Raw genomic sequence first — 25,465 nt, 5'->3', positions numbered from 1 at the left:
CCAAAGTAAAATGCATTTCATTTATTCAGATTTACTTCCCATTTCTAGTTGGTTTGTCTTTTCTTCATTCACCGATTCCGCACCTTCTCGAATTTTTTCTACAACTTCTTCAGATTTGAGTTGCTTGTGCGAAGGAAGATCTAAGAATGTAGACGCACGTTGATCGAGCCACAAGCTTTCCTCACCTTCACTATCAGTTGCAACGAAAATAAACCCACCTGAATAACTAACGTACGTAATGTTTACATCTTTCTCGAGTGTATTTTTAATGTTCTCGTAAAGGTCAAACAATTCAGGGCCACTTTTTTCACCACCAGCCATGATTGGCTCTTTATCTGTTGCTATAACGATACCTTTTACTTCATCCTCTTCCATAATGAACGAAAGTTTTTCATCCGTTGAAGATAGTAGTCCTTGCATATTCGTATCGTTGTATTTACGTATTTTATCCGCTTCTGGTAAAACAGCTCCCTGAATCGAAAAGTCTGACAGGGTTACATTACTACTCGATTTGCTTAAGGGTTGGTTCTCTTGGTTACGTGCCTGTTCCATCTTTTTATATGCATGTAGTGCTTCCTTATCCCCTTGGTTAATGGCCCCAGCCCAAGTAGCCAATGATATTCCAGCAACAATTACCGCACCTATCAATGTCCATGTGTATTTATTCATAACTAACCCCCAAAGTTAATTTGTTTCGAAGACATACAATGAGTCAACCCACGGTATAGTTATAGGAACATTCTACCAAAATACGGTAAATAGTTGCGCACGCCAATCGGAATTTAGATCTCCATGAATGAGGAATTCCATTTGTCGTTGATAGATAATATCTGCAATAAAAAAATGGAGACTTTGAAGCGTCTCCATTTTTTATTTATGCTGGAAGTTTATATACCTATTGCTTGAAATAGAATTCGGTACGAGAGTTGTTCTTTGGCATATTTCATCCATACGGCAACCGCACCTCAAAACACGTTCGAATCACATCACTTTGAACAGAAATCGTTCCCCGATGCTTCTCAACGATATTTTTTACAATAAACAAGCCGAGTCCAGTGCCTCCCCCTTGATGAGCTCGCGCTTTGTCGCCCGTAAAAAACATTTCAAAAATATGCGGCAGCGCCTCTTCAGGTATCTGGTCACCGTAATTCATGATTTGAACAACTACTTCATCGCCCTCCCGGTAAGCGTTCAAATCGATAAAATGGCCATCTCCCCCGTAGCGTATCGCATTGGTCAGGATATTCTCAAATACGCGCGCCAGCAGCTCTCCATCTCCCACGATCACTAATTGAGCAGCAATCGTACACCGTGCGACCAGCTCATTTTTCTCAAAGGAAGGATACATCTCTTCATTTAACTGAACCAGCAATTCACTCAAATCAATGACCTTTTGCTCGATGTTGACCATGCCGTAATTCATTCTCGTAATTTCGAACAGCTCATCAATCAACTTTTCCAATCGTTGCGACTTGGTAAAAGCAATCGTCGCATAATGCCGCATCTGTTCTTGTGGCATCTGCTCGTCTCGTAAAACTAAATCTAAATAACCCAGCACGGATGTCAGTGGTGTGCGTAAATCGTGTGCCAGATTCAAAACAAGCTGATCCTTGCTGCTTTCCGCGAAGTCTCCTCTTTCTACCGCCTTTTGCAGCATTTCACTTGCCAGATTGATATCCTTGGCGATATCTGCGAACTCATCATGGGAAGAAATATGCACATTGTGCGTAAAATCTCCATTTGCCAGATAATGAATGCCTTTGGAAATCTCCTGAAAATAGCCAACATACCGTTTGGTTAGGAGATAGAACAACAAGATCGCAATGGGAGCAAAAACAAGCAAAAAGAAATTGATATCTCCCATTTCCTTGATGTAACGGCGAACCAGGGCAAGCGGATCTTCGTACTTGACCTCCGCCCGATAGTAAAACTGGAGCACTTTATAGAGCAGATAGGTTACGAGACCGGCCAAAAGCATGCCAAACCCAAGAAGCTCAATCATTTTGGAACGAAAGCTATATCTCCTCTTCATCATGGAAAAAATGAACCACTCCCTATACTCGCTTCCGTCCAGTGCTCAATCATGATAGACTCTTTTGACACGTTCTCCCAAACGACTAACCAGTTCGTTCGTAATGGTTTTACATGGAAGGGCCATTTCCTCGGCAGTGATACCCTCTTCTTGATCTCTGCCGATAAAGGTCACCACATCCCCTTTTTGCACCTCTTCCATATCTGTAATATCTACAATGAGTTGATCCATGCAGACAAAGCCAATAATCGGTCGCCTTTTTCCTCTGATCAAGCAGGTAGCGCCCGCTTGAGACAGCATACGTGGAACCCCGTCAGCATACCCGATAGATACGATGGCAACCTTACTGTCTTGCTGTGCTGTGTAAGCTCGGCCATAGCCCACGGAGGCTCCTTTTTCCAACTGTTTCACCTGCACAACTCTTGCTTTTAGTGATAACACAGGACGTAGGTCGACGCTTGTTTTTACCGTGTCTCCCTGCTTGCTCAACATTCCGTAGAGAGCAATCCCAATCCGAGCATAATCGTATTGCAGCTCCCCATAATTGAGCACGCCGTAACTGCTTTGGACGTGTAGCTTCTGTGGATCGATTCCCTTTTCTTTCAACTGCTCGATCACTTTCTGGAAACGAGCAATTTGATTTTTCGTGTATGCGATATCCGAAGCTTCCAAACTGTCAGCCACACTCAGATGCGTAAAGGTACCGCATACCTGCAAATTTTTATAGCGATACATAGCCGCAATTTTTTCCGTGTGTTCCCAAGATTCTCCGAGTCTCCCCATTCCCGTGTCGATCTTGATATGAACAGGGATTTTCACGTTGTAGCTATTCAGTTTTTGGGCATATTCGTCATCTACTACGGTTTGCGTCAGTCTGAAACGGGCGATTTGGTGTATCCGTTGCTCATCGGTATAGCCAAGCACCAGGATCTCCCCTTTTACGCCCTTCTTTCTTAGCTCGATTCCTTCATCGATTGTGGCAACAGCAAAGTGATCAATCCCGAGCTTGTTTAAATACCTCGCGACTTGCCACCCGCCGTGACCATATGCCTGCGCCTTCACGACTGCCATCACCGCACAATCCTTCGGGAGAACCCGCTGGATTTCCCTGACATTATGTTGGAGATGAGGAAGATGGATATCCGCCCATGCCCGTCCTGTTTGATCCGATTTCTCACCTCGAAAGCGCTGGATCACCTTCATCGCCATCACAGAAAAAACAAACGACAGCACCGTGACTAGCGTAAAATGAACCAAGCTGTTTTCAACAAGTAGCCATGTCAGTCCCGTTACTTTGGCCGCCGCGCGAATGAGCACAATACATAGCGGATGAATGACATAAACATACAGACTCAGCTTTCGTAAGGCTGGGCGATTTCTGCCTTTCCAGAACAACAGAAGTTGAAAAAGAAAATACATGCACGGTATCAAAAAAATATACATACTGTCATGGCGTTGCAGCTGAAAAGCGTGTAAAAGCAAGCCTTCTATAACTAACATGCTTCCGAACAAAACAAACCCGATGGCATACGGTGCAACCTTTTTCTTTTTCCGTCTGCGAGTATTGGCAATCATCCCTCCCATGACTACAAAAACCGGGGCAAAAAAAATACCGTTCCGCGTGTAATCAAACAGGGTAAACATCGTTTGATAGAAACTATCCACATACGGATTCATCTGGGCAAATCCAAAGTAACTGTCTCCCAACAGCCCGATGCCATACAGCAGCATGGTCACCCAAAACGTTTTCCATGCGGATAGTCTTGTATACAAAAAGGTACTGATACACACCCCCAGCATGATGCCTGGGAAATACCACAGATGATACAGGGTCCCGTTAAAAAGGAGGTCTTTTACCACCGAAAACACGGTCAATTGATCCGTAAAATAGCCTGCGTACACATTCACTGGAAGATAGAGAAGAATCGAAAGCAAATATAGCTTTCCTACTTTCCATAAAAACGGCTTCAGCAAGTACGCATTTCTGTTGCGATCTGTGCCAAGCTTTTGCAAGAAGAAAAATCCTGTGCACATAAAGAAAAACGGAACCGCCACCCTGGCTATTGTTCGTGTCAGTGTAAAGTCAGCCCATTCGCTTATGGACAGCAGAGGAGAAGTATGGATTGCGATGACAAGGATCGCTGCGATGATTCGGAATTGATCCAGCCCACCATACTGCTTTTCACTACCCACGTTCATTACGTGCCTCCTGATGAAACACCGTAATGATAAATCCATCCACATTGTTGCCCGATATTTCGTATCTCTCACCATCCACAACCGGGATGTGCGTAACAGTATCGGTAGCTTTTACATAGTAGATTTCAATGCTCTCTTCATCCACTAGCAAATGCTCCTGATGGAATTCGTAGTTTTTCACATACTCGATATACTCTTCCAGACAGAGCTGAAGCTTTTCCATTAAAACGGCATGCGGATAGCCCACATATCGAAAATGCCACGGCTCATCCGAAATGCCTGTCAGCTGTTCCTTGTCTTTGTCGTAGCGTTTGATAAACCCATATTGACTGGCACGTTGGCGAAACATTCGGCATACGCCATGATCGGGAAAAGAAGGGCAAATAAAATCGATCTCTTCCTTCTTTTCCCCTACATCAATCGCAAGCCCGGTCTGATGTTCACTTTCATTCGGACGTGCTACAAATTTACTGGTAAACACCTGTCCATTTTCGAGCAAGGATTGATCATAGATATCCGTTTGTTCGGCCTTGCTGCGAAAGCCACTGACTGGCACGATTGTCTGCTGTGCGTTACAGGCTTTCAGCAGCTTGGCAAGCATCTTCGCAGCCGTGTTTTCCAGCATAATATGGTTGTGTGTTCCATCAATCAGCCTCATGCGGTTTAGTAAAATACTGTCGTCTGTTTGCCAGCGGATCGGGTACTGGCGATTCACCAGAATCAGATGCCCGTGATGCAGATTTTCGCTGTTCAAAGAAATCGTAGAGACGTGAAGTTGTGTCATCGATTAGTCCTCCTCCAACGCTAGCATAATCAACGTATCAAGAAGCTCTTTATAGGAAATTCCCGCTGCACGCAGCATGCTTGGATATCTGCTTTTCGAGGTAAAGCCGGGGATTGTATTCACTTCGTTAAACACAATGTCTCCGTCTGGCGTGACAAACATATCTACGCGAGCAAAACCACGACAACCTAAAACCTGATAGAGATGGGTGGCTGTTTGCTTGATTTTTGCAGCGAGTTCTTCGTCAATTCTTGCTGGGACGTGGATGTGGGCAGTCTCCAATGAGTACTTTTCCGTATAATTGAAAAAGCCTTGGAGCAACTCGATTTCATCCACTTCTCCCACAAGGATCTCACGATTTCCTAGTACCGCACAGCCGACCTCAAATCCCACGATGTTTTCCTCGATGACTACTTTGTCATCATGCAGAAGGGCGTTTTCTATACCGAAAACCAATTCTTGCGTGTTGTATGCCTTTGTAATCCCAATGGAGGACCCTGCCTTTGCAGGTTTGACATACAAAGGGAATTCCAGTGCTTCAGTGGCAGATTGAACAGTGGCAAGATCAGTATTTGGATAAACGGTAACGGATCTTGGTGTTTTTACACCGGAGCTTGCCGCCAGCGTGTGAGCGATATCCTTGTCCATACAAATCGCAGAGGATAGTGTCTGACAACCGACAAACGGAATTCCGGCGAGCTCCAACAGCCCTTGCACCGTTCCATCCTCTCCGTTTTTGCCATGCAAAATTGGGAACGCCACATCAACCTGCGTGATCATCATGGCACCGTTCTCCTGTGTAACAATTCCCCGCATCTGTCTGCAAGGAGAGAGAAAGGCAGGCACGCACTTCTCACTTTGATGCCAACTGTCATTCCGAATGCTTTCGATGTTGCCGGTATATCGCAGCCATTGCCCTTCCCTCGTAATTCCTAGCAAAATCACCTCATACTTTTCCAGACACAAACTCTCCAGCACCGAACTCGTAGATTTAAGAGATACTTCATACTCCGAAGAACATCCCCCAAACAATATCGCTACAGTCAATTTCTTCATACTCATTCACTCCTTCTTTCTTTGTTCACGTAGCTTGTTACAATCACGCCGCCCATATTGTCACCCGAAATCTCATAGTTGCGAGCAATCGGTACTTTGAGCGTCATCTCTTGATCGACAGGGTAGTAGTTAATTTCATAGATCTTCCCATCGTTTGTCACGGAGATGCTTCTTTCGTCTTTTAGGTAATCCAGGTATTCCTCGAGCGAAAAGTTATTCTGCTTCATGATCGCGCTATGCGGCAAGCCAACATATCGGAAATGCCAAGGCTCGAATTCCGTTCCTGTAATGGCTACCTTGTCCTTTGGGTAGCGCAAAATAAAACCGTATTTCCATGAATAATCTTCCAACCACTTGCCTTCAGGAGCGCGCTCCATTTTCATTTGCGTCGATCCAATATCAAGCGCGGAGCCTACATTATGTTCGCTATAACCGCTCGGCATCGCATACGCTGGCCCCATTTCTGCATATAGCTGATCTTGTTCTTCCTTGCCTCGATAACCGCTGTTCAGGATAAAGTGGCTCACGTTATCTTGCTGCGCAGCTTTGATCATCTCCAAAAATTCTTTGGCTACACTCTCTGACACTTCGATTCTTTGATCTTGCAAACGATAGCCTTGTAACAGTTCTTCATTCTCAGACAATCGAACCACATCGTTTTTTACCCCTGCCTCATGAACCGGATACTCTTTATTGACCAAGAGAAGGTCTCCTTGATAAATTTGATCTTTTGTGATTTGTATCGATTGGTGCTCCACCTCGGTAGCCTCTCCCAACGTTTCAGTGTGTCCCCCAACATTAGGTGGTCCATCTGCTATTTTTTGAATCACGATATATCCAAACAGCAAAAGCATCACAAGCCAAAAAACCCTCTTTTTCATTTACAGTTCCTCCTTCACTTACACATGTAGGATAGGGAAAACTGTTAAAATAAAAAGTAGGGTAAATATAAAATAATTTTAAAGTTGGCCATTCATTTTTATAAAGATGCTAGCTGGATAGAGAGGGGGTCAGAGCATGAACAAAACAGACCGTTTGTTGGCAATTGTTCTGGAGCTGCAGCGCAAAGGTACGTTGCGCGCAGAAGATTTGGCCGCGACCTTCGAGACGAGCGTTCGGACGATTTATCGTGATATGCAGGCATTGAGCGAAGCAGGCGTCCCCATCGTTGGGGCACCAGGGCAGGGCTATTCGTTAATGGAAGGGTATTTTCTGCCGCCCGTCAGCTTTTCGGTAGAAGAAGCCGTTGCACTCTTGATCGGTGCAGACATGGTTGAGCAAGTATTTGACCAAAACTTTGGCAATAGTGCAAGAGCTGTACAGCGCAAAGTAGAAGCAATCCTGTCAACGGATGTAGGTGAACAAGCAAGACGTATCCGTTCAACCTTTCGCCTCATAAGCCCCAGAGCAAACAATCTGCGCGAGCAGGAAAAGGCGCATGCACAACTCCTCCACGATGCGATCATCAATGAGCGGAAGGTACGGTTCCACTATCGGAGGGGCACACCTGGGCATGATGACGATCGTGAGACAGTGCGTGACGTTGCTCCATATGGTCTGGTGCTGGTTCGTGGTTCTTGGATACTTCTCGCTCATTGCGATCTGCGACAGGATATTCGTCGATTCCGCCTGTCACGCATGAGCGGCCTGATCGTATTGGAAGACCGCTTTATCCTCCCTGACCATTTCCATTTTGATGATTACACGCCTCTCGACGATCGGTCCCTGGAGGTGCAGATCGTTATCAGTGCAATTATCGCTGATCGGGTAAAAGAATCGGGCTATTTTTATATAGAAGAGATTACGGAGCATCCGGACGGCTTTCTCCTCAGATTGCGCGTCAGAAAAATCGAAGAAATATTGTCTTGGGTACTTGGGTTGGGGGCAGATGCGGTTGTTCTTACGCCTGAATCCTTGCGTAGCCGAATGCGAGAAGAAGCCAAAAAATTATTCGAACGCTACTGACATACTGCTGTCAGTAGCTTTCTACTATGATAAAAACAAGAAAACCAAGAGGAGCTGATTCGCCCATGAATACAAAGGAAATCGTGAACAAATTTGAAGACGTGACAAACCACTACCTGCATGAATTAGAAGGCTTCACCATGGAACAACTCTTGCAAAAACCAAGTGAAGAGGAATGGTCGATCGGTCAAATGTACCTTCACTTGATCCAATCTGCCCGGTATTTTCAACTGGGAAGTATCGAGAAGTGTAGACAAGGAGGTCCTGCTGTCACAGAAGCAGGTACCGAAAAATCCGAGATCGGGCAGACGATATTTGCTCAAGGCTCCTTGCCGCCTATTCGCGTGAAAGTCCCTGCCTCCCCGGAGTACACACCTGCACAGCCAGAGAGCAAGGAGCAATTGATTGATGGACTCATCAGCGTACTCACACAAATGAAAGAGCTGGAACCGATTCTGGACGAAATTCCTGCGCATCACACGGTGGCTCACCCAGCCTTCGGTCCGCTGACGGCAAAGGAATGGTTTGCCGTCGTAGAAATGCACTATCGCCATCACCTACTCCAGCTCAACCGACTGAAGGGTTAATTTTTTTCTCCAAACATCCCCGCAAGCTTCTGATAAGTCGGCGGAAACTCTGCCTGATAGCGCAAAAAGGACGGAATCGGGTAGCGGATTCCGCCTTTTTGCGTTCCCACTAATCCCTCCACCAGCTCGGCGGCATCGCGAAAATGAAAGCTGAAGGCCATCTCGTGATCCTGTGTCTGGGCAAACAATCTGTCTCCATAACACGGTACGATCACTTGCGGCTGTCCCGTCTGGATCGGCTTGATTGCGATGTCTGCACAGTCAGCCCGACTGGAAAAGGTGGAAGGAATCGATCCACCACGCTTGTACAGCATCCCCGCCACCAATCGCATGACTTGTGCCGCATTGCCGTAAATCACGACGACATCTGGCTCGATCTCTGCCCGCTCCAGCGGAAATGATACGTAGTAGCCGCTTTCTTCTGCTGAAAATTTCGGGACATCCAGCTCGCTTTTCGCCCCATTTTCCAATGAATCTGTATACATCCCACAGGCGAGATGCCCCTCTGTATAAAACGCAGGCTGCTCTTCATAGCCAAAAGCCACCTGCGCGATCGGACAGGACAGATCGGCTCCATTCATCGCGATACTCCAGCCATAACGCCGTGAAAAACCGACAGCTTGGCAAATGGTAATCGGATAACCCAGATCACGAACAGGTCGCTTTGCCTTTGACGGCAGAGCGGCTTCTTCTTTTCGGATGCTAACTCCTACAGGAAAGGTCTCGGTCCTCACATACATTTGAAGCGCTTGATTTAGCTCGATGGCGTTCATTCCATTTGCCCCCTCGTATTCACTTACACCACTCATACTCCGAATTTTTCGTCTTTTTTGCCCAAAGTCCTGTCATTCCCTACATTTTTCTCAAAACTTACAACATCGTAAGGTAATGGAAAGGTTAATCGATAGGGAGTCGAAACAATCCCTGTTAGGATAAAAAAAGATTACACGTATGACTTGGGATGGCTGGAGGGTTCACAATGAAAAAGTTCACATGGCTGGGCACGGCGCTTCTCGTCTTTCTGTTAATGGGATGCTCCTCCAGCTCACCAGATGCAGTGCAAGGGCTCGGAAAAGAAGAAGCGGCGCAAATCGCTGCAGCCGCTGTTAGACAATATTATCAGATGGATGTTGATACGACTGATCGGGAAATCACGCTGGAGGACCCAACCAATTCGGTATACAGAGGAGTCCCTGTTCACGCCGTACTGAAACGCGAACCCGTGAGTGGCGATGTCCATGGCTTTCACGCCATCATCGAACCGAGATCAAAGCAAATCCTTTCTCTGTCGATTGACGTTATTGGAATAAACGGAGAAATGGCGACAAAAACGATGACAGAAGCAGATTTGGAAAAGACGGCATCCGATTTCATCCGCTCGAAAAACCTGCTTGCGACGAACGACTTCCAATTGGTTAAAGCTTCTGACGCTCATTCCAATGACGCCAAGCGTTACTTTTATTACACAGATGGCTTACATGATGTGGCAATCGGAGTGGACCCAGGCCTGCAACAGGTCGTTACGTTCACCTATGATTGACGCACCCTAATCCTTTACATTTACAGTGGGTTCTCCGTTGCGACCGCAATCGCTTTTGTAACGGAGAACCCATTGTTGTTAGTTTCCGCTGTATTTATCCTCAATTTCCTCTCTCATTTCCTGATAGGTCTCGGTTGTGAGACTTACCAAGTAATTGGTAAGCTCCTCCTTGGACTGTGTAGCCAACGCTTCTCTTGCTTGCCTTTTCCCAGTAAGGTACTCCCTCGCTTGATTGCCAATCTTGCCACTTGCAGACAAATGCTCAATCGCCATTCCGATGTTCAGACTCTCCCGCCAGTTTTTCTCGTACCAGTCCCGGTCGTAAGCATCCACCCATTTTTTGCGGTCGATCAGCACAGCGTCTGCTTCTGTCAAAGCATCCCGTTTCCACTGCTCCCACTTCTGGGCAATTTCTTTCGCGCGTTCCAGCTCTTGCTTGAACTGCTCACGGTTCGTCACATTTGCATACAGACCTTCTGACGCGTGGGCAATTTCCTTCAATTGCTTCTGCCCTTCTGCATTCACGTCAAAGCCAATGACGTTCAACAACGGCATAATTTTGGACTGGGACAATTCCTTGGCTACTGCCACCGGATTGCCATCGCACGTCTCGATGCCGTCACTAACTAGATAGATGACATTCGTATTTTTATCCGCTTCGAATCCCGCCAAATCCTCCTGAGCGAGACGCAAGGAGTGCGCAATGGATGTCCAGCCCGTCGGCTCAAACATGCCAAGTGCTTGTTCAAGACCTTTCTCATCGTAGGCTTGCAATGGATAGACCATCTCACTGCTGCCACAGGAGAGCTGTTTATGCTCATCTGCATTGCTACCCTTATGTCCATACACGCGCAACGAGATTCTCGCCTCATCTGGTAGTGCTTCCGCGAATTCCTGGATCGCTTCCTTGGCGAGCTGCATTTTCGTTTTGTCCCCGATTTTCCCAGCCATGCTGCCGCTTGCATCCAGGATGATTTCTACGTTGAAATTTTCCCGAAACTGAAAGCGGGCGTCCTCGATGTCAGGACTCCCATACGAAGCCATTCTCCAACGGTCGACAACCATTTGGGGACTGAGGTAATCCTCGGCAAACAGGGTGAGCAATTGATTCCAGTACAAATCCAAGTAAGCATCATTCATTCCATCGACCAAGGTAGGCATTTTATCCAAAACCTGTATGATCTCAGCTCGATGCGGATAAGCTGCATGGAAAAATTGTGTGCCAGCAAGCGGTCCGGGCTGTGAAGCAATCAACTCCTGTGTCGTCTGCGGCCATTGATTTTGCTGGATCCCTGTACCCGCTCCTATTGCGCCCAGTGAACAGCCAGAAAGCAGCAGCATGATCATGATGCTGTTGATCAAGAGCGACATCCGTATTTTAGTGTTACGCATTCGGTCATATCCTCCTTGCCTTGTTGCCCTGTTGATCAGATCGCCGCGTTTTTCTTTCGGATGAACGCCAGATGGTTTCTTTTGATAAAAGGCATACCGATGGCGAGTATGAGCAGTTGCAATGGAAACTCTTCTCGATAAAATGCGCCGATGACCGTAGCCGGTACGATCAGGGCGTAAAAGTAAATCATCATGTATCGCCAAAAGCGCTGCCAGTTTCGTTCCTGTCTGGACATGGCCTACACCTTCCTTCTCATCCACTTGATCATCACCGACTCATTTCTTTTCGACGCAAATGGTCCATGCCAGCCTGTTCAATATAAGGAAGAGCAAACATAAAAAAGAGCAGTGCATACGGGAGCTTTTCACCCAACGCCATGAACAGACAGGACAGCGGCAGGAAAACGCCATAGATGATCACCGTCATTCCATTCCAGAACCGCTGCATTTTTTGTAGCTTTCTTGTCATGCCATTTCCTCCAATGCTCGCCGTTCCTACATAGGGATGTGCAGATTCGCCCATCCGCTTACTTCATCAATAAAACCGATCCGTCTGCTTTCCCCTGTCTGGTAGATTTGCTCGGAATAGGCAGGAATGAAGTCAAAGCCCATCGATTCCGATTCGTACTTTACAGAAGTTGTTACTTCAATCCGATTGTCACTGTTGAACAATTGGACGGACGAGCCGCTGAGCGTTGCATTGTTGTCTGATAGCACTTTGGCAACCACCCCAGTAATTTTTGCTGTTGCCGTTTGCAAGCCAGCGTAGACATAAGTCTGCAACTCAACATTGCTTGGTAATTCGTTGCTCAATACCAAGTCAATCGCGCCATATTCAATTTCACTTTGAGACCAATCGGCGTGCGATGCTCTCATCTGGCTCTTGGCAGCTCCTAGTTTGAGCGTGAGATAATTTTGGTCATAATACCGCTGGGGTGACGCATCATGTATTTTAATAGCCCACTCCATCTCATCATAAATATCCTTCACCGCCGCAATACTCGCCTGCTGCGCACTGTTCGACGCCTGCTCCTTATCTACAAAAATGGTCGAAAAGTTGAACAGCGCAACAAACACCAGCATGAACATAAACCAGTAAATCGTCAGGGTGAAGATCGTCATATTTCCACGTTCATTTTGCAAGTGACGCAGTATACGTACCATCTAGTTCATCACCCTGCTCTTCATTTCCCGATCAAAGGAGATATATCGGTCTTCCTTTTTGATAGAGAGCCAGTCAGGAAGGAAACCCAGCTCCATCTGGACGCCGACCTTGGCTGTAAAATATCCGTCACCATCCCACCTGATATCGCCGTCACTGAAGGAAATATAGCCTCCTGCCGCGTTCACCACATTTCTGGCAGCTTGTATGGCTTCACCCGAATTCCCCGTTATGGCGTACACCTTCGCTGCCTCATTTGCTGCCGACTGAGAGATGATGACGCCGTAGACGCCCACAAGAAACTGCCAGCAAATCAGCATGATCAGAAAGACGAACGGCAGTATGGCGATAAACTCTACGGTGACCGAGCCCTTTTCATTGGAAACGATCTTCTTCAGGCGCATTCTTCGCTCATCTCCTCTCGAACTTATTTGCAAGCTATCTTTCATCGAGCAGCAATCCCCCTGCTACAGCTGCTTCCGCTCCTGCCGCCTCGTCTTTCCATTTATTCACGTACATCATGAACATGACCGCAAAAAACGGGAGAACAATCACATTGAGCAACAACTCAATAAACATAACCGCCCCAAAGGTCGCCGTAATAGACGTGACGAGGAACAAGCCCGCCAAACTGATTAGCCATTCCACCACGCTCACCATTAGCAATAGGCCAAAGATTGGGAAGAAATGCTTTTTGCCCATTTCCATGGCAGATCGCCAGCAACGCCAAGCCGATTGTTTTTTCAGCACTACAAAAAACGGCGTCAAATAAAACAAGATCATAAGAATCAACCCGGGTATCATGAACAGCATCATTCCTGTAGAGACAAGAAAGCTAAACACGATCCCAAATACGAATACAGAAAAGCTGTGTTCAAAAAAAGTCCGAAATGCTTTTCGAATCGGACGCTCATCGCCGTCCAGATCACTTTGGACATACTGGGCAAAAGGGATCTGGAGGATCAGCAAAAACAGAAAAAGTAAAAACAGATTGAAAAAGCTTGCTACGAATTTGGCGCCCGTGATCGCGGCAATCAGATTCAAGTAGTTCAGCGTAAAGTTGTGGATGATAAAAAATGGAACCACGAGCACGGCGGACAAGAGCAGCAAAGATTCGATGTTCCGTGCATAAAACCGAATGCTTTCTTTGAAGGGATGCATATGGGTTTCTCTCACCTTTCCTGTTAAGGGTTTCGCAGTTTATCCATCAGCCCGTTTTCCAAGATGGTCCTATTCAGCTTCTCGTGGGCTTCCCGCAACTGTTCAACCGAATGGAAAGACTCATGCTTCCCTGTCGTATGCGTCTCAAAGCTTTTCACGGATTCATCGGCAATATTTCGCAGTGTTTTGTCTTTGTATACAGAGAGCAAGTCGCTCAGCTTTTTTCGTTTCTGCTCCTGTACCCGATCTAGTTCTACTCGATCAGATTGGAAAAACTGGTAAAGTCGATCCACCGAGTCTTTGATCAGCACCTGCTTGCGAATGCGATCATACAAAATATAGTCAGATTCAAATAACACATCCCGTAATGCCGTTTCTTCTCCCGCGATGACGTAGTTGCGCGCGAAAAATTGATTGAGCAGATCCATCCCTCGATCATAAATGGCACGCAGCTGGTCCCGGCTTTCCATCATGGTTTGGCAAACGTCGATCAGCTTCTCTGCATCTTGCCGAAGCACCGTGTCCATCTTATCCTGGTAGCTGGGCAAAAGCGCCGTCAAAAACTCGTATTTTTGCTCGTACATCTCGATCGGCTTATCCTTATCAATGGCCAGATTGTTCTTAATCTTGCGCCCCGCATGTGCATGCACCAAAAATAGTTTCACGACGGGCTCTGCTTCCTTGCGGCGAACCACTTCACCATCCGGTCGCAACACCAAGTACCCGACAGCGTCTTTTTTCCCCCATCTCCAGTACGCGACATGGTAGTAATATTCTCCGTCTACGTAGGCCGGGTAATTATACAGCTCTGTCCTCTCTAAAAAACGCTTATTCCGCTCGATCTGAGCCTGAACCTGTGGTGTATTCACGACTTTCATAAGCAAGGACCTCCGTTACGCAAATAAGGATTTTACCCAGCCAACAGCTTTTCCGACTCCATCCCGGATTCCACGGGTAATCGCTCCTCCGGCTAGCTTATCAGCGTACTTCACGAGTTTGCTCAACCCCCACAAAACCGCACCGGTGACAACAAGCACACCGCCTACCGCCTGCCCACCTGGTATGACGGCAGCAATGACCCCTCCATCCATCAGCACACTGCCGAAATTACCGACGCCATCCACGAATTTTTCATTTTGTGTCGCTTCATTCTGGCTCGGATCAAACGCCATGCCAAAGCTGCCGATCGTATCCATGATGTCAAACGGAAGGCTGATCGCTGCTACGCCCACATTTAAGCCTTTTACGATCCCCGGCATTCTGACGCCGGATGGATTTGCCGAATTCGTCAGCTGACCGCCTTGGAAAATATCTCGAAAACTGTTATTCGGCAATTGTGCCAACACAAATTGATAGTTGGCCCACGCATTCATCCCGTCGAGTGAATCGACACCTAAGCCTGTTACTGTGTTTACATACGGCGTATTCTTGAAGGCAAGATCAAGGCCTTTTATCGCCAGATCTCCCAAGAACAAGCCTTTGCCACGAAGTCCCGCTGCCATGTCTACTTCGCCATTCATAAGCAAATCAGCGCTATATGCCAGCGTTCCGCCCATGACGTCCTTGAACGTCCATTTAACTGCACCGTATTCAAGCGTCTCCGTCATCGGCTTCGAGCTATCTGGATCGACGCCAGGCTGCTGAGAAGCAGGCATTTGTACATTTGGTGCAGGTGCGGTTGCATTTGGCGCTTGCGGGTTCGAGTGATTGATGCTTGGCCCCTGCAAATCAGGTGCCTGCGGATTTATCCGATCCCAATTTGGTGCTTGCGGATTCGTCCGATCCCAGCTCGGCGCCTGCGGGTTCAGCTTTTCCCAATCAGGAGCCTGTGGGTTTATTTGTTCCCACTGCGGCGCTTGTGGGTTGAGCTGCTCCCATTGTGGCGACTCCAGATTTGGCTGATCCCACTTCGGGGCCTCGTATTGTAACCCTTGATACTGAATGGAAGCTGCCAGGCCCACCAGCGGAAACAGATTCATCATAAGAATCAGAAAAGCGAAAGTCGCCGCTGCCATTGGGCCTCTTACCCATTTTCTCACTTTACAAACCTCCTTTTGGAGATTTCGTCTCTAGTTCGTTTTCGTATGTTGAGCAAACTTCTGGTTGATCGCATCCACGGCTTCCTTATAGGACTTCTCGTTCAAGGTATCCAGGAATTGCTCCAGTTCATCTGCCTTTTTCTGTGCGATTTCCAGCTGCTCATCGTTCAACTTCCGCAGATGATCAGCGAATTCATCTGAAATGATGTTGTTTGCATCCATAGTCATGATCGCAGATGTGAGATCATGATTTTCCCGTTTGGCGATACGGCTCCATTTCAAAGCAAAGTGACTAATGTCGATCGATCGAGAACTACGAGTGGATACGGCTTGATGGGATGCATTGGCTTTCCACTCTTTCCACTTGTTCGCGATTTCTTTCCCACGATTGAATTCTTCCTGTAGCTCCTTCTGATCTTGAATCAGAACATAGCGGCCTCCCGCTGCCTTTGCGACTTCTTTCAACTGCTGCTGTCCCGGACCATCTACACCAAATCCAATCACGTTAATAATCGGCGTAATCTCGGATTGGGCCAACTGTTTGGCAGCTTCGACAGGGTCACCATCACATGTTTCGATTCCGTCACTGACGAGGAAGATCATATTGGTGTTCTTATCTCCAGGCAATTTGCTTAAATCCTTTTTCGCTTCCTGCAAAGAGTAGCCAATCGGAGTGTATCCGGTAGGCTGGAATTGATTCAAAGATTGCTGCAATTTTTCTTTGTTGTAAGGCTGCATTCCGTATACCAGTTCACTGCTGCTGCAAGATAGTGCTTTATCCGACTCTTTCCCGCTGCCCTTGTGCCCGTATACGCGCAGAGCGACATTCGCCTGTTTCGGCAAAGATTCAGCAAAGGCTTGAATCGCTTCTTTAGCAGCATCCATCCTCGTCTTGCCATTCGATTTTGCCGCCATGCTGCCACTCGCATCCAAGATAATTTCAACATTGTAGCTTTCCTTAAACTTGAACCGCGGATCATCGATGTCCGGATTCCCAAATGAGGCCATTTTCAGTTCATCCATGATCTGTTGCGGATCGGGGTAGCTCTGGGCAAACAGCCCCAACAAGGCAAGGTAGTATTGGTTAATCATTTCTTCGTCTGGGTTTTCAACAGAAGGAAACTTTTTAAGTTCAGGCAATACTTCTTCCCTGTTGTTGTCATACGAAACCCCAGAAAAACGTCCTGGTGGGGAATTGACGAAGTCCTCTGTCGTTTCCCGCTTTAGCGGCATTCCTTCCTGTGCCATCGCCTCCAACGCTTTTACTTTTTCTTCTCGCGTCAGTTGGGCATTTGTTTCCCCTGTTTGGTCTGGCGGCTGGCTTTGCGTAGGCGGTGTTTCCGTGCCTGGTGGAACAGAAGGATTTTGACTCTCTGTGTTCTGGGGAGTCTCCGGTTGATTGTCCGCCTCTTGCGAACACGCCGTTAACAGGCTCAACAGGAGGATCACTGCAATTATTCCCTTCACGAGTCTCATCAAAGTGCTACCTCCTGCTTGATTTCGACTTACTATGTATGAAGCCTCGTATGATTCAGGTGGTGAAGAAACATCCCTTCACCACCTCTTTTCCATATGCTCATCACCAAAAAAGCATTCAATTGTTGATTAATTTCCGTCTAATTTTTTGATGATATTGCTAAGCGTATCCCCAATCGATTCGCCAACAAGTGCCGGGTTACCATTAAAGTAAGTAATCACCGCTCCAAACACAGCGATCACCACACCCGCCAATGCGATCCACTCAATTGCTTGCGCTCCTTTTTCATTTCCCAGAGCTCCTTGACCTTTTGCATACCATTTCAGCATCATGCTTTTCATAAAAAATCTACTCCCTTCATTATTTGGATGATGAATAAATAAAGAACTGTGCACTCCCATCTCGCTGACGGGCATCACCTCCTAAAAGTGAAGCCATGGATTATGGCATGATGTCAGAGAACAAACTGAAGTTCTCCAAAATATTCAATACCATCAAACCACCAATCAGGATAATCGCTGTAGGAGTCACGACAAACGTGGTGATCAGGGTTACTTTTGGCGATGCCTTGGCCGCCTTTTCCTTAATCAGCTCTTTGCGGATTCTCCGCATGTTTTCCGCCTGTGCCTTGAACGTGACGGCAATCGGCACCCCTAGGCGCATCCCCTGAATGAGCGCTTTGATCAGCATTTGAAACTCCGGATTGTCGTTGCGTCGCAGCAATTGTTCATACGCCTTTTCCCTCTGCACACCGAGATCCAGCTCTTGATTGAATCGAGAAAACTCTTCCCGAATCGGCCCATCAAAAAACTTGATGACTTCACGCAAAGCCTGATCGAGACTCACCCCCGCCTGAAGCGTCACGCTTACGGTGTCGAGAAATTCTGGCAGGTCGTAGCGAAGCTGATGTTGACGATCGCGCGCTGTTTTCTTCAACAGAAGAATGGGTAAAAAGTAGCCGATCAACGGCCAGGCGATCAAGCCTAGATGCGATAAGGGAAAGCGGAGAATGAAAAACAGCGTTCCAGCAATAATGCCGAGCAGAGCCATGAAAATTTTGACCCCTTGGAATTGGGCGACGGTCAAATCTAGCGGCCGTCCAGCTTTCAGCAACCAATCCTCGACCTCATGCGACTCACTGAAAAAGTTGATGCGCTGCCCCATGACAGCATAGTCGTCTCCATACCGTAGCAATCGCTTGACCAGACGCTCGGATGAGGTCTCCTGCTTGCGCACACCGTAGTTTTTGTGCCCGCTCATTTCATGGACATGTGCGAGCAGCTTTTGCTTCTCGACGGAGTAGCGATACCACTCCTTCAGACAGATCGCAAACAGCAATAGAAACAAGAACACGCATGTAATTATGAGAGCATCCATGTTTTCACACCTTTATGTTGGTCACTTTCTTGACGAGGATATAGGACAGGAGAGTTCCGATTACAAACAACCCCAGAAGAAAAAGACCAAATCCGGAAAACAACGGATCAATGAAGCCTTTGTTCATCATGTTCATCATCAGCACCAGGGCGATTGGCATGATCGGCACCAAGATCGAGACGTACCGCTGTTCCGCCGTCATCGTCTTGATTTCCTGATTCACGATGCGGCGATCCTCCAATGTCTCCGCCATTTCTTGCAGCACCTGGCTCAGATTCCCCCCTGCCCGCCGTTGAATCAGCAGGGTAGCCGTAAAGATACGGAATTCTCGCGTCGGTATTCGTTTTTCCATGTCAGAGAGCGCCCGGTCAAAGCTGACGCCTAGCTGCAGCTCACGCGCCATACGGCTAAATTCATCACCCGCGGGATAGTTCATCTCCTTGGCTACCAGTGAGATCCCCTGCGAAAGCGTAAGACCTGCGCGCAGCGAGTTTGCCAAAAGGCGGCACACTTCAGACAGCTGTTCATTCAATCGCTCCTGATACTTGTTGCGTCGGACAAAGAACAGCACGTTCTGTATGAGATACATCACCACTGCACCGATAATGATGTTAAAAGGAAAAGAAATATTCACAACGTTACTGAGCAAGAAGGCGAGCCCCATGGTACCTACGATCAAAATTCCGTAAAACTCCGAGGGAGCAAGCGGGAAGTTCGCTTTGATCAGCTTTTTTTGGATTTCTTTGGCATAGGGCGTCTGGTCAAATTTATCTCCCCAAACGATGACGACGCTTTTTCGTTTTCCCTTCACCTCGAACCATTCTTCCGCTTTCTTTTTCCATTCGGTCTTCTTGGCCCGATAGCCGAGATACTCGTAGATGCCCCAGATGCCAAACAACACCGCGAGACTAAACAGAATAGGCATGGTCACGCTGCTTCCCTCCTTCCGCCCTGAATATAGATTCATCCAGATTGATTCCAAAAACTTGGAGCCTCTCCAAGCACCGCGGGATGACCCCGGTTGCCGTAAAGTAGCCAAGGACTTCCCCTTTCGCGCCGATCCCCTGCCGCTGAAAGCGAAAAATCTCGTTGACCTCCACCCGTTTGTCTTCCGTTTTCGCTACTTCCGAAATCGAAACGATTTTACGTGTTCCGTCTGAAAGACGTGTGACCTGGACGATGATATCTAGCGCACTGACGATATATTCACGGACAATCGTGGAGGGCAAATCCATCCCGGCCATGACGACCATCCCTTCCAAACGGTTGAAGGCATCCTGTGGTGAGTTGGCGTGGACAGTGGTAAGTGATCCTTCATGCCCAGTATTCATGGCCTGAAGCATGTCGAATGCCTCTGCACCCCGTACCTCCCCGACGATGATGCGGTCTGGCCTCATCCGCAGAGAGTTTCGCACGAGCTGACGGATCGTGACTTCCCCTGTTCCCTCCATATTGGGCGGGCGTGCCTCCATCCCGATACAGTTGGGGTGAGTCAGCTTCAACTCGGCCGAATCCTCAATGGTTATGACACGTTCATAGTGCGGAATAGCTTTTGCTGTCGCATTGAGCAATGTCGTCTTTCCGCTACCAGTACCCCCAGAGATGAGCGTGTTCATTTTAGCTTCCACCACGGCTTGAATGAACTGAGACATCGCTTCACTGAATGAACCAAATTGCATCAGATCATCCATCAAGAAAGGCTCTTTGCGAAATTTACGGATCGAAACGAGTGTGCCATTGAGACTGATCGGAGGGATGACCGCATTCACGCGGCTTCCATCCTTCAAACGGGCGTCGACCATCGGCGAGCTTTCATCGATTCGTCGACCAAGCGGTGCCACAATCCGGTCCACGATATGCCGCAAATGTTCCTCGTCACGAAATTTTAAATCGGTTAATTCCAGCCTTCCTCGTTTCTCGACGTACACCAGGTTGTGTCCGTTAATCGAGATCTCCGTGATTTCCGGATCGGCGAGCAGCGGTTCTAGTGGACCAAGCCCCACCGATTCATTGATCAAACGAGTCAGCAGGATATCCTTTTCATTTCGCGGAATGACTACTTTTTCTTCCGACATGTATTGGGAGACGAGCCGTTCGATTGCGAGGCGCATCTCATCTGAACGAAGGCTGGTCAGTCTCTCCAGATTGGTCTCCCGCAAGAGTCGGGTCTTGTAATGCTCAGCCAGCTCGTCGATGTACGGATTGAAGGAAGGAGCTGCTAATGTGGCAGCGAGTGTCGTCTGTTTTGCCTCATCCCCTGGCGCTGTCTGCTCTTGCTTTCGTCGGAATAAAGCCATCTAACTCCCACCTTTTTGAACTTGCTCTTTATGACAGTTTTTTGAGTACCCATTTTCGGATGTCTTTCGCAGCAGGAGAGAGCTTCTTCTCATTCGCTTCCTTTTGCAACGGTCGGCCTTGATTGACAGCCGCTTGCACGCCTTGATGATCTCTGCTGATTTCAGCAGTAATCGGTGCAGTGAATAATCCTTTCAAATCAGACACATTCAGCTCGTTATCCCTTCCTACCTGGTTGACGACCACTTCGAGCCTGCCTGCGGTATCAATGCGCAGACGTCGGAACAAGTCTTCCACGAGTCGGTAAATTTGAACGGACGGTGTGTCCAGATTCATCACGTAATAAATCATGTCCGACTCTGACAAAGCGGCAAAGGTAAGCTCGTTCATATGCGTTGGCAGGTCGATAATCACAAAGTCATAACTGCGGCGGCTAGCACGGATCAACCTGGTGACAAATGCCTCGGACATATTCTCCGCCGTCTCAGCATCACGCGGACTGACCAGCACCTCCAGCTTGGAATGGTCCTCCCGCTGGGCCACATTGCGAATATGAAATTCGTTGATTTCATCCATAACCGGCATGAGATCGCCTAATGTACGGTTGTTGTCAAATGACAAGAAGGTTTCGATTCCACCGTATTGGAGATTGAGATCGATGAGCAGCACACTGGCTGTAGATTCCAGCTTCAATGCTTGCGCAAAGCCCGTTGCCAGCTGCGTTCGTCCGCTTCCCCCTTTTCCACTGTAAAAGGAGTACACCTTTCCCCGACCTCGCACGAAAGCTTTGCCGGATGCATCCGTGCCCTTTTTTCTCTGTTTGATCTGGGATAAATCTGATATTTTGTCGAGACGATCGGACAATAGGTTGAGCTCATCGGGCATCACGATGTATTCCACCGCACCCGCGCGGACAACATCTCGCAGCAGGACAAAATCCTGTTTTTCTGTGAGATAAATGAGGATGCCCTCCGGAAGCTCTCCTTGTATGTACTGCACCAGCTCTACTCCTGCTCCGTCTTCCGGCTGCACAAGCAAAACGACATCGGGTCCAATCCGGTCAATTTCTTTTTTCACTTCGCTGGAGGTCGTGTAGCGTACTTGCTCATACGGAGTCAAAATGTCCCTCAGCATGTCTTTTACAGAGTCGTAATCCGCTACGACGAGAATCTTCATATCTTTGTTCATGACTTACCCTCCGGTTTTCGGTGGTTGATTAGTTGGCAGCGGTGGTACCGAAGTTGGTTTCGTTGGAGGCTGGGCCGGAACTGTCGGTGGTGTTTGTACGGCTGGCTGCCCTGCTGCCGGTGGTGTGACAGGCGGTGTCGCAGGCTTCGCTTCAGCTGGTTTGCCAGGCGGTTTTGTCTGTTCCGGCTTGGGTTCCACAAACGGATCGGGTATACCCAAGTCCCCTTTGCCCACATTCGCTTTCAAAATGCGAACCATCTGAGCATAATGCTGCTGGTGAATGAATTTCGGAGCTTCCTCGAACGGCAGCTCGAGAGCTACCCCCTTGAAGCTGTTCTCCGATTTGGCCACCATGGCGACTGGCACGTCTTTCATGAACACTTCGGTCACGGGCTTCCCGTTCTCCTCATGCGAAATGATAACGTCCACCCGGTCTAGCGCCTCCAGCTCCTGGTCGAAGACGACATTACTCGATGAAAACACCGTTACGAGCCTGTTGTTTTGGTCCCGTACAACATTGGCTGGCTTCATGATGTTTTTCGTGATGATGTCTCCCTTTGACAAGGGAACGATCGTGACTTGATTTTTCAAACTAGCTTTATCGATGACGTACGAATCATCCGCGTACTTTTTGGGGATTTCCCTTACCGTCAATTGATCGGGTTGTATCAGTGCCCGAGATGGAATATCTGCATTTGCTTCGTATATTTCCACCATTTCGCCCAGTTGCGCATTCAAATCCTTGATTTTTTGCAGAAACAGAAAGCCCGCAAGTGCAGCAAGTAGGAACGATAATACAAGGAAAATGATTGCCCTACGTTTTGATTCCAACATCAGAAGATTCCCTCTCTTTTTCGAAAAATCCATTCATGTTCAAACTTTGTCGTTTTATTGGCAAGATTGCGAATCGATCAACTCATGAGAAAAGCACTAGGAGTACATGATCATGACCAGCATGAGACTGGTCCCACCCGCAACAAATGGAGCCAGCGGGATCTCTCGCCCGAGCTTCATCCTGCCTGTCATTTTGGCGATGGCCCACATGGGAAGCACGCTGACTCCCGCAAGCAAATACGTAAGCATGAGCACGACCAACCCCGCTTGCCATCCAACCGCTGCGCCGACCAAAGCGAGCAGCTTAATATCTCCTCCGCCCATCTGACCGTTGCTGATCACCGCCATCAGTAATGAAATTCCTCCCAGCACAATTACTCCCATCGCATAAGTCAGCCATTTCTCTGGATGAAGGTATGCATGCAGAACGAGAAAATATGCAATTCCCGGAAGCGTCAGCCAGTCGTAAATGAGACGGCGGCGTAGGTCGGTATACATAGCGACTGCCATTACGAAAAGAATGGGAATGATGACATACCAAGATAACACCATATGTCCTCCTTCCTGCTTTTTGAGGAAAATTTCACCATTACAGACTGTGTATGAGGGAAATTTGTTGCAAAAATATCCAACTTTTTTTGTGTGTTTTTTGGAAAAGCGCTTTCATTGTCTCGGAGATTACATCCGTTGTCGTTTCATGAGGCAAACATTTTTTTGTGCTATTCTAGTAAAAAATACGGCGACGAAAGGGGGTATACCGAACCGTGCAGGAGTATCTCGAACTGACTGAACTACTTGCAGAGATTGAACGTCATCCGATTAGTCTGTTGTTTATAAAAACGGCAAACTGCGGTGTTTGCGATGTCACCTACGCAAGAACAGTAGAACGGATGAAACAATTTCCACAAGTGAAAAGCATGGTGGTATCCATGGAAAAAATACCTACCCTTTCCGGGGAGTATCTCGTATTTACTGCTCCAGCGATCCTCTTGTTTGTGGACGGAAAAGAAGTGTTTCGGCAAGCCCGGTTTGTATCGTTTGAAGAGCTGGAGCGTGTTCTGACCTCTATCACTTGCTAAAAAATTCACATTTCCTTCCACCGTAAAGATTTGGATAACCTCTCTTTTGATGATAGAGTAGAGAGTATGGATAAATCAGACTCGTAAGACAATCTGTTGCATTTTATCGTTTTTTGAAGGAGAGACAGTGGATGAGAGCCTTATTGGTAGACGACGAGCAACTACCCTTGATGCATCTGCAACGATTGCTAGAAAAAGATGTTGGCGGCGTGAAGGTAGTCGGAGCCTACACCAATCCTCTCGAAGCGATCGACCAAGCAATATCCCTTCAACCAGATGTCGTATTTTTAGATATTAATATGCCACGCATCAGTGGACTGGAGATCGGAGAACGTCTGCAAGGAATCGATAACTCTCCGGAGATCGTATTTGTCACGGGGTACGATAAGTACGCCGTTGATGCTTTTGAGCTGTGCGCGCTGGATTACATCATGAAGCCCGTACAACTTCAACGCTTGCAAAAGACAATGGATCGACTGCGTGAGAGAATCAAGTCCGCGCAAGAAGCCGAACCTGTTAAAGAAGAATCAGTCGTTTCTATCCAATGCTTCAATAGTATTTTGTTTCACCAGTCGAATCAGGAGCCGCAAGAGATCAAGTGGCGCACGAATAAAGCCCGCGAGCTGTTTGCGTATTTGTTGCATCACCGTAATAAGATGATCGACAAAGATTCGCTGATCGAGCTTTTGTGGCCGGACTATGATGGAAGCAAAGGCGTAACCCAGCTATATACGACGATTTACCTCATCCGGCAAACCTTGAAACGCTATGGTCTCCAAACGATATCGATCAACAAAGGCAATTTAGAAGGCGGCTATAAGCTGACGATCGATTCAGCTGCGATCGATGTGGAAGAATGGGAGAATCGTCTCAAACAGTTACCGCCCCTCTCTCTTGCCAATATGCAAGCGTATGAGCAAGTACTTGCGACGTATACAGGTGATTATTTCGGAGACTACGACTATTTGTGGGCAGAGTACGAGCGAGAAAGACTCCGCAGGATGTGGCTGCAGCTCGCCAAAACAATGAGCAGCTTCTATTTGGGACACGGCAGAGTCCAGGAAGCGATCAACGTCAACCAACGCATTCAGCATTTGCACCTGCTTGAAGAAGACAGCTACATGATCTTGATGCAGTTGTACGCTTCCTTGGATAATCAAGCGGCTGTAGAAGAGCAGTATCAACTCTTGACCTCTCGATGGGAGATTGAACTCGGCTCTACTGTAAACGAACATATCACCAAGTGGTATCACATATGGAAACAGGAGACAGAACAAAAGTAATGATACTCTCTCACT

General features: G+C 47.6%; 28 protein-coding genes. 5 read left to right on the top strand and 23 right to left on the bottom strand.

Going from position 1 to position 25,465, the window contains the following annotated elements:
- Positions 1-21: 21 nt before the first annotated feature.
- The 6 genes from HP398_RS11050 to HP398_RS11025 form a co-directional block, all read right to left on the bottom strand.
- Positions 22-669 carry a hypothetical protein gene (locus tag HP398_RS11050; RefSeq protein WP_173622577.1) on the bottom strand — a complete coding sequence of 216 codons (648 nt, stop codon included), beginning with the start codon at positions 667-669 and terminating at the stop codon, positions 22-24.
- Positions 670-943: 274 nt separating this feature from the next.
- A complete protein-coding gene (locus tag HP398_RS11045; RefSeq protein WP_173622576.1) occupies positions 944-2,035 on the bottom strand; it encodes a sensor histidine kinase in 1,092 nt (363 codons plus the stop codon).
- 42 nt (positions 2,036-2,077) lie between these two features.
- Positions 2,078-4,231 (bottom strand): serine racemase VanT catalytic subunit, encoded by a 2,154-nt coding sequence (gene vanT / locus HP398_RS11040; protein ID WP_173622575.1) that lies wholly within the window; start codon positions 4,229-4,231, stop codon positions 2,078-2,080.
- Entirely contained in the window at positions 4,218-5,015 is a 798-nt protein-coding gene (locus HP398_RS11035; protein ID WP_173622574.1) for a M15 family metallopeptidase, read from the bottom strand. The genes vanT and HP398_RS11035 overlap by 14 nt, the downstream gene beginning before the upstream one ends.
- Positions 5,016-5,018: 3 nt before the next feature.
- A complete protein-coding gene (gene vanG / locus HP398_RS11030) occupies positions 5,019-6,071 on the bottom strand; it encodes a D-alanine--D-serine ligase VanG (protein WP_173622573.1) in 1,053 nt (350 codons plus the stop codon).
- Positions 6,072-6,073: 2 nt separating this feature from the next.
- Positions 6,074-6,952, bottom strand: a complete 879-nt coding sequence (locus HP398_RS11025) for a D-Ala-D-Ala carboxypeptidase VanY (RefSeq protein WP_017249700.1) — start codon at positions 6,950-6,952, stop codon at positions 6,074-6,076.
- Between the two features lie 136 nt (positions 6,953-7,088).
- On the opposite strand from HP398_RS11025, the gene HP398_RS11020 reads away from it, so the two are divergent.
- Both HP398_RS11020 and HP398_RS11015 read left to right on the top strand, forming a co-directional pair.
- On the top strand, positions 7,089-8,036 hold the full coding sequence (locus HP398_RS11020; RefSeq protein WP_173622572.1) for a helix-turn-helix transcriptional regulator: 948 nt from the start codon (positions 7,089-7,091) through the stop codon (positions 8,034-8,036).
- Positions 8,037-8,101: 65 nt separating this feature from the next.
- Positions 8,102-8,623 carry a DinB family protein gene (locus tag HP398_RS11015; protein WP_173622571.1) on the top strand — a complete coding sequence of 174 codons (522 nt, stop codon included), beginning with the start codon at positions 8,102-8,104 and terminating at the stop codon, positions 8,621-8,623.
- Here the strand turns inward: HP398_RS11015 and HP398_RS11010 are convergent.
- Positions 8,620-9,396, bottom strand: coding sequence for a DUF169 domain-containing protein (locus HP398_RS11010; RefSeq protein WP_017249697.1), 777 nt, complete (start codon positions 9,394-9,396; stop codon positions 8,620-8,622). The genes HP398_RS11015 and HP398_RS11010 overlap by 4 nt on opposite strands.
- Before the next feature lie 206 nt (positions 9,397-9,602).
- On the opposite strand from HP398_RS11010, the gene HP398_RS11005 reads away from it, so the two are divergent.
- Positions 9,603-10,163, top strand: a complete 561-nt coding sequence (locus HP398_RS11005; RefSeq protein ID WP_017249696.1) for a hypothetical protein — start codon at positions 9,603-9,605, stop codon at positions 10,161-10,163.
- Positions 10,164-10,241: 78 nt separating this feature from the next.
- Here HP398_RS11005 and HP398_RS11000 read toward each other — a convergent pair whose 3' ends face one another.
- The 16 genes from HP398_RS11000 to HP398_RS10925 all read right to left on the bottom strand — a co-directional run bounded on the left by HP398_RS11000 (position 10,242) and on the right by HP398_RS10925 (position 23,640).
- Entirely contained in the window at positions 10,242-11,555 is a 1,314-nt protein-coding gene (locus tag HP398_RS11000; protein WP_017249695.1) for a VWA domain-containing protein, read from the bottom strand.
- A gap of 35 nt (positions 11,556-11,590) precedes the next feature.
- Positions 11,591-11,791, bottom strand: a complete 201-nt coding sequence (locus HP398_RS10995) for a hypothetical protein (protein WP_017249694.1) — start codon at positions 11,789-11,791, stop codon at positions 11,591-11,593.
- Positions 11,792-11,823: 32 nt separating this feature from the next.
- Complete coding sequence (locus HP398_RS10990; protein WP_235617602.1) at positions 11,824-12,024, bottom strand: hypothetical protein; 201 nt, start codon at positions 12,022-12,024, stop codon at positions 11,824-11,826.
- 26 nt (positions 12,025-12,050) lie between these two features.
- Positions 12,051-12,719, bottom strand: a complete 669-nt coding sequence (locus HP398_RS10985; RefSeq protein WP_017249692.1) for a Tad domain-containing protein — start codon at positions 12,717-12,719, stop codon at positions 12,051-12,053.
- The gene (locus HP398_RS10980) at positions 12,720-13,121 is read right to left on the bottom strand and encodes a TadE/TadG family type IV pilus assembly protein (RefSeq protein WP_026043177.1); all 402 of its coding nucleotides are present in this window, start codon (positions 13,119-13,121) and stop codon (positions 12,720-12,722) included. It abuts the gene before it with no gap.
- Positions 13,122-13,155: 34 nt separating this feature from the next.
- Positions 13,156-13,878 carry a hypothetical protein gene (locus tag HP398_RS10975; protein ID WP_017249690.1) on the bottom strand — a complete coding sequence of 241 codons (723 nt, stop codon included), beginning with the start codon at positions 13,876-13,878 and terminating at the stop codon, positions 13,156-13,158.
- Positions 13,879-13,901: 23 nt separating this feature from the next.
- The gene (locus HP398_RS10970) at positions 13,902-14,756 is read right to left on the bottom strand and encodes a hypothetical protein (protein WP_017249689.1); all 855 of its coding nucleotides are present in this window, start codon (positions 14,754-14,756) and stop codon (positions 13,902-13,904) included.
- A gap of 15 nt (positions 14,757-14,771) precedes the next feature.
- Complete coding sequence (locus tag HP398_RS10965; protein ID WP_173622570.1) at positions 14,772-15,917, bottom strand: hypothetical protein; 1,146 nt, start codon at positions 15,915-15,917, stop codon at positions 14,772-14,774.
- Positions 15,918-15,947: 30 nt separating this feature from the next.
- The gene (locus HP398_RS10960) at positions 15,948-17,393 is read right to left on the bottom strand and encodes a vWA domain-containing protein (protein ID WP_173622569.1); all 1,446 of its coding nucleotides are present in this window, start codon (positions 17,391-17,393) and stop codon (positions 15,948-15,950) included.
- A gap of 129 nt (positions 17,394-17,522) precedes the next feature.
- The gene (locus HP398_RS10955; RefSeq protein WP_254476036.1) at positions 17,523-17,726 is read right to left on the bottom strand and encodes a hypothetical protein; all 204 of its coding nucleotides are present in this window, start codon (positions 17,724-17,726) and stop codon (positions 17,523-17,525) included.
- 109 nt (positions 17,727-17,835) lie between these two features.
- Entirely contained in the window at positions 17,836-18,771 is a 936-nt protein-coding gene (locus tag HP398_RS10950) for a type II secretion system F family protein (protein ID WP_017249686.1), read from the bottom strand.
- Positions 18,772-18,775: 4 nt separating this feature from the next.
- Positions 18,776-19,702 carry a type II secretion system F family protein gene (locus tag HP398_RS10945; RefSeq protein ID WP_017249685.1) on the bottom strand — a complete coding sequence of 309 codons (927 nt, stop codon included), beginning with the start codon at positions 19,700-19,702 and terminating at the stop codon, positions 18,776-18,778.
- Positions 19,680-21,068 (bottom strand): TadA family conjugal transfer-associated ATPase, encoded by a 1,389-nt coding sequence (locus tag HP398_RS10940; RefSeq protein ID WP_173622568.1) that lies wholly within the window; start codon positions 21,066-21,068, stop codon positions 19,680-19,682. The genes HP398_RS10945 and HP398_RS10940 overlap by 23 nt, the downstream gene beginning before the upstream one ends.
- A 28-nt stretch (positions 21,069-21,096) precedes the next feature.
- Positions 21,097-22,254: a CpaE/TadZ family protein gene (locus HP398_RS10935; protein WP_017249683.1), complete on the bottom strand. Its 1,158-nt coding sequence runs from the start codon at positions 22,252-22,254 to the stop codon at positions 21,097-21,099.
- A 3-nt stretch (positions 22,255-22,257) separates the two neighbouring features.
- Positions 22,258-23,088 (bottom strand): CpaB family protein, encoded by an 831-nt coding sequence (locus HP398_RS10930; RefSeq protein ID WP_173622567.1) that lies wholly within the window; start codon positions 23,086-23,088, stop codon positions 22,258-22,260.
- A gap of 96 nt (positions 23,089-23,184) precedes the next feature.
- Positions 23,185-23,640, bottom strand: coding sequence for a prepilin peptidase (locus HP398_RS10925; RefSeq protein WP_017249681.1), 456 nt, complete (start codon positions 23,638-23,640; stop codon positions 23,185-23,187).
- 212 nt (positions 23,641-23,852) lie between these two features.
- On the opposite strand from HP398_RS10925, the gene HP398_RS10920 reads away from it, so the two are divergent.
- Together HP398_RS10920 and HP398_RS10915 are read left to right on the top strand one after the other, a co-directional pair.
- Positions 23,853-24,167 carry a thioredoxin family protein gene (locus tag HP398_RS10920; protein ID WP_017249680.1) on the top strand — a complete coding sequence of 105 codons (315 nt, stop codon included), beginning with the start codon at positions 23,853-23,855 and terminating at the stop codon, positions 24,165-24,167.
- Positions 24,168-24,298: 131 nt separating this feature from the next.
- Positions 24,299-25,450 carry a response regulator gene (locus tag HP398_RS10915; protein WP_017249679.1) on the top strand — a complete coding sequence of 384 codons (1,152 nt, stop codon included), beginning with the start codon at positions 24,299-24,301 and terminating at the stop codon, positions 25,448-25,450.
- Positions 25,451-25,465: the final 15 nt, after the last annotated feature.

It is taken from the genome of Brevibacillus sp. HB1.4B (genome assembly GCF_013284285.1).
Lineage (GTDB): Bacteria > Bacillota > Bacilli > Brevibacillales > Brevibacillaceae > Brevibacillus > Brevibacillus porteri.
The sequence above is the reverse complement of the archived record's forward strand: the minus strand, read 5'-3'. Positions and strand labels throughout refer to the sequence as shown.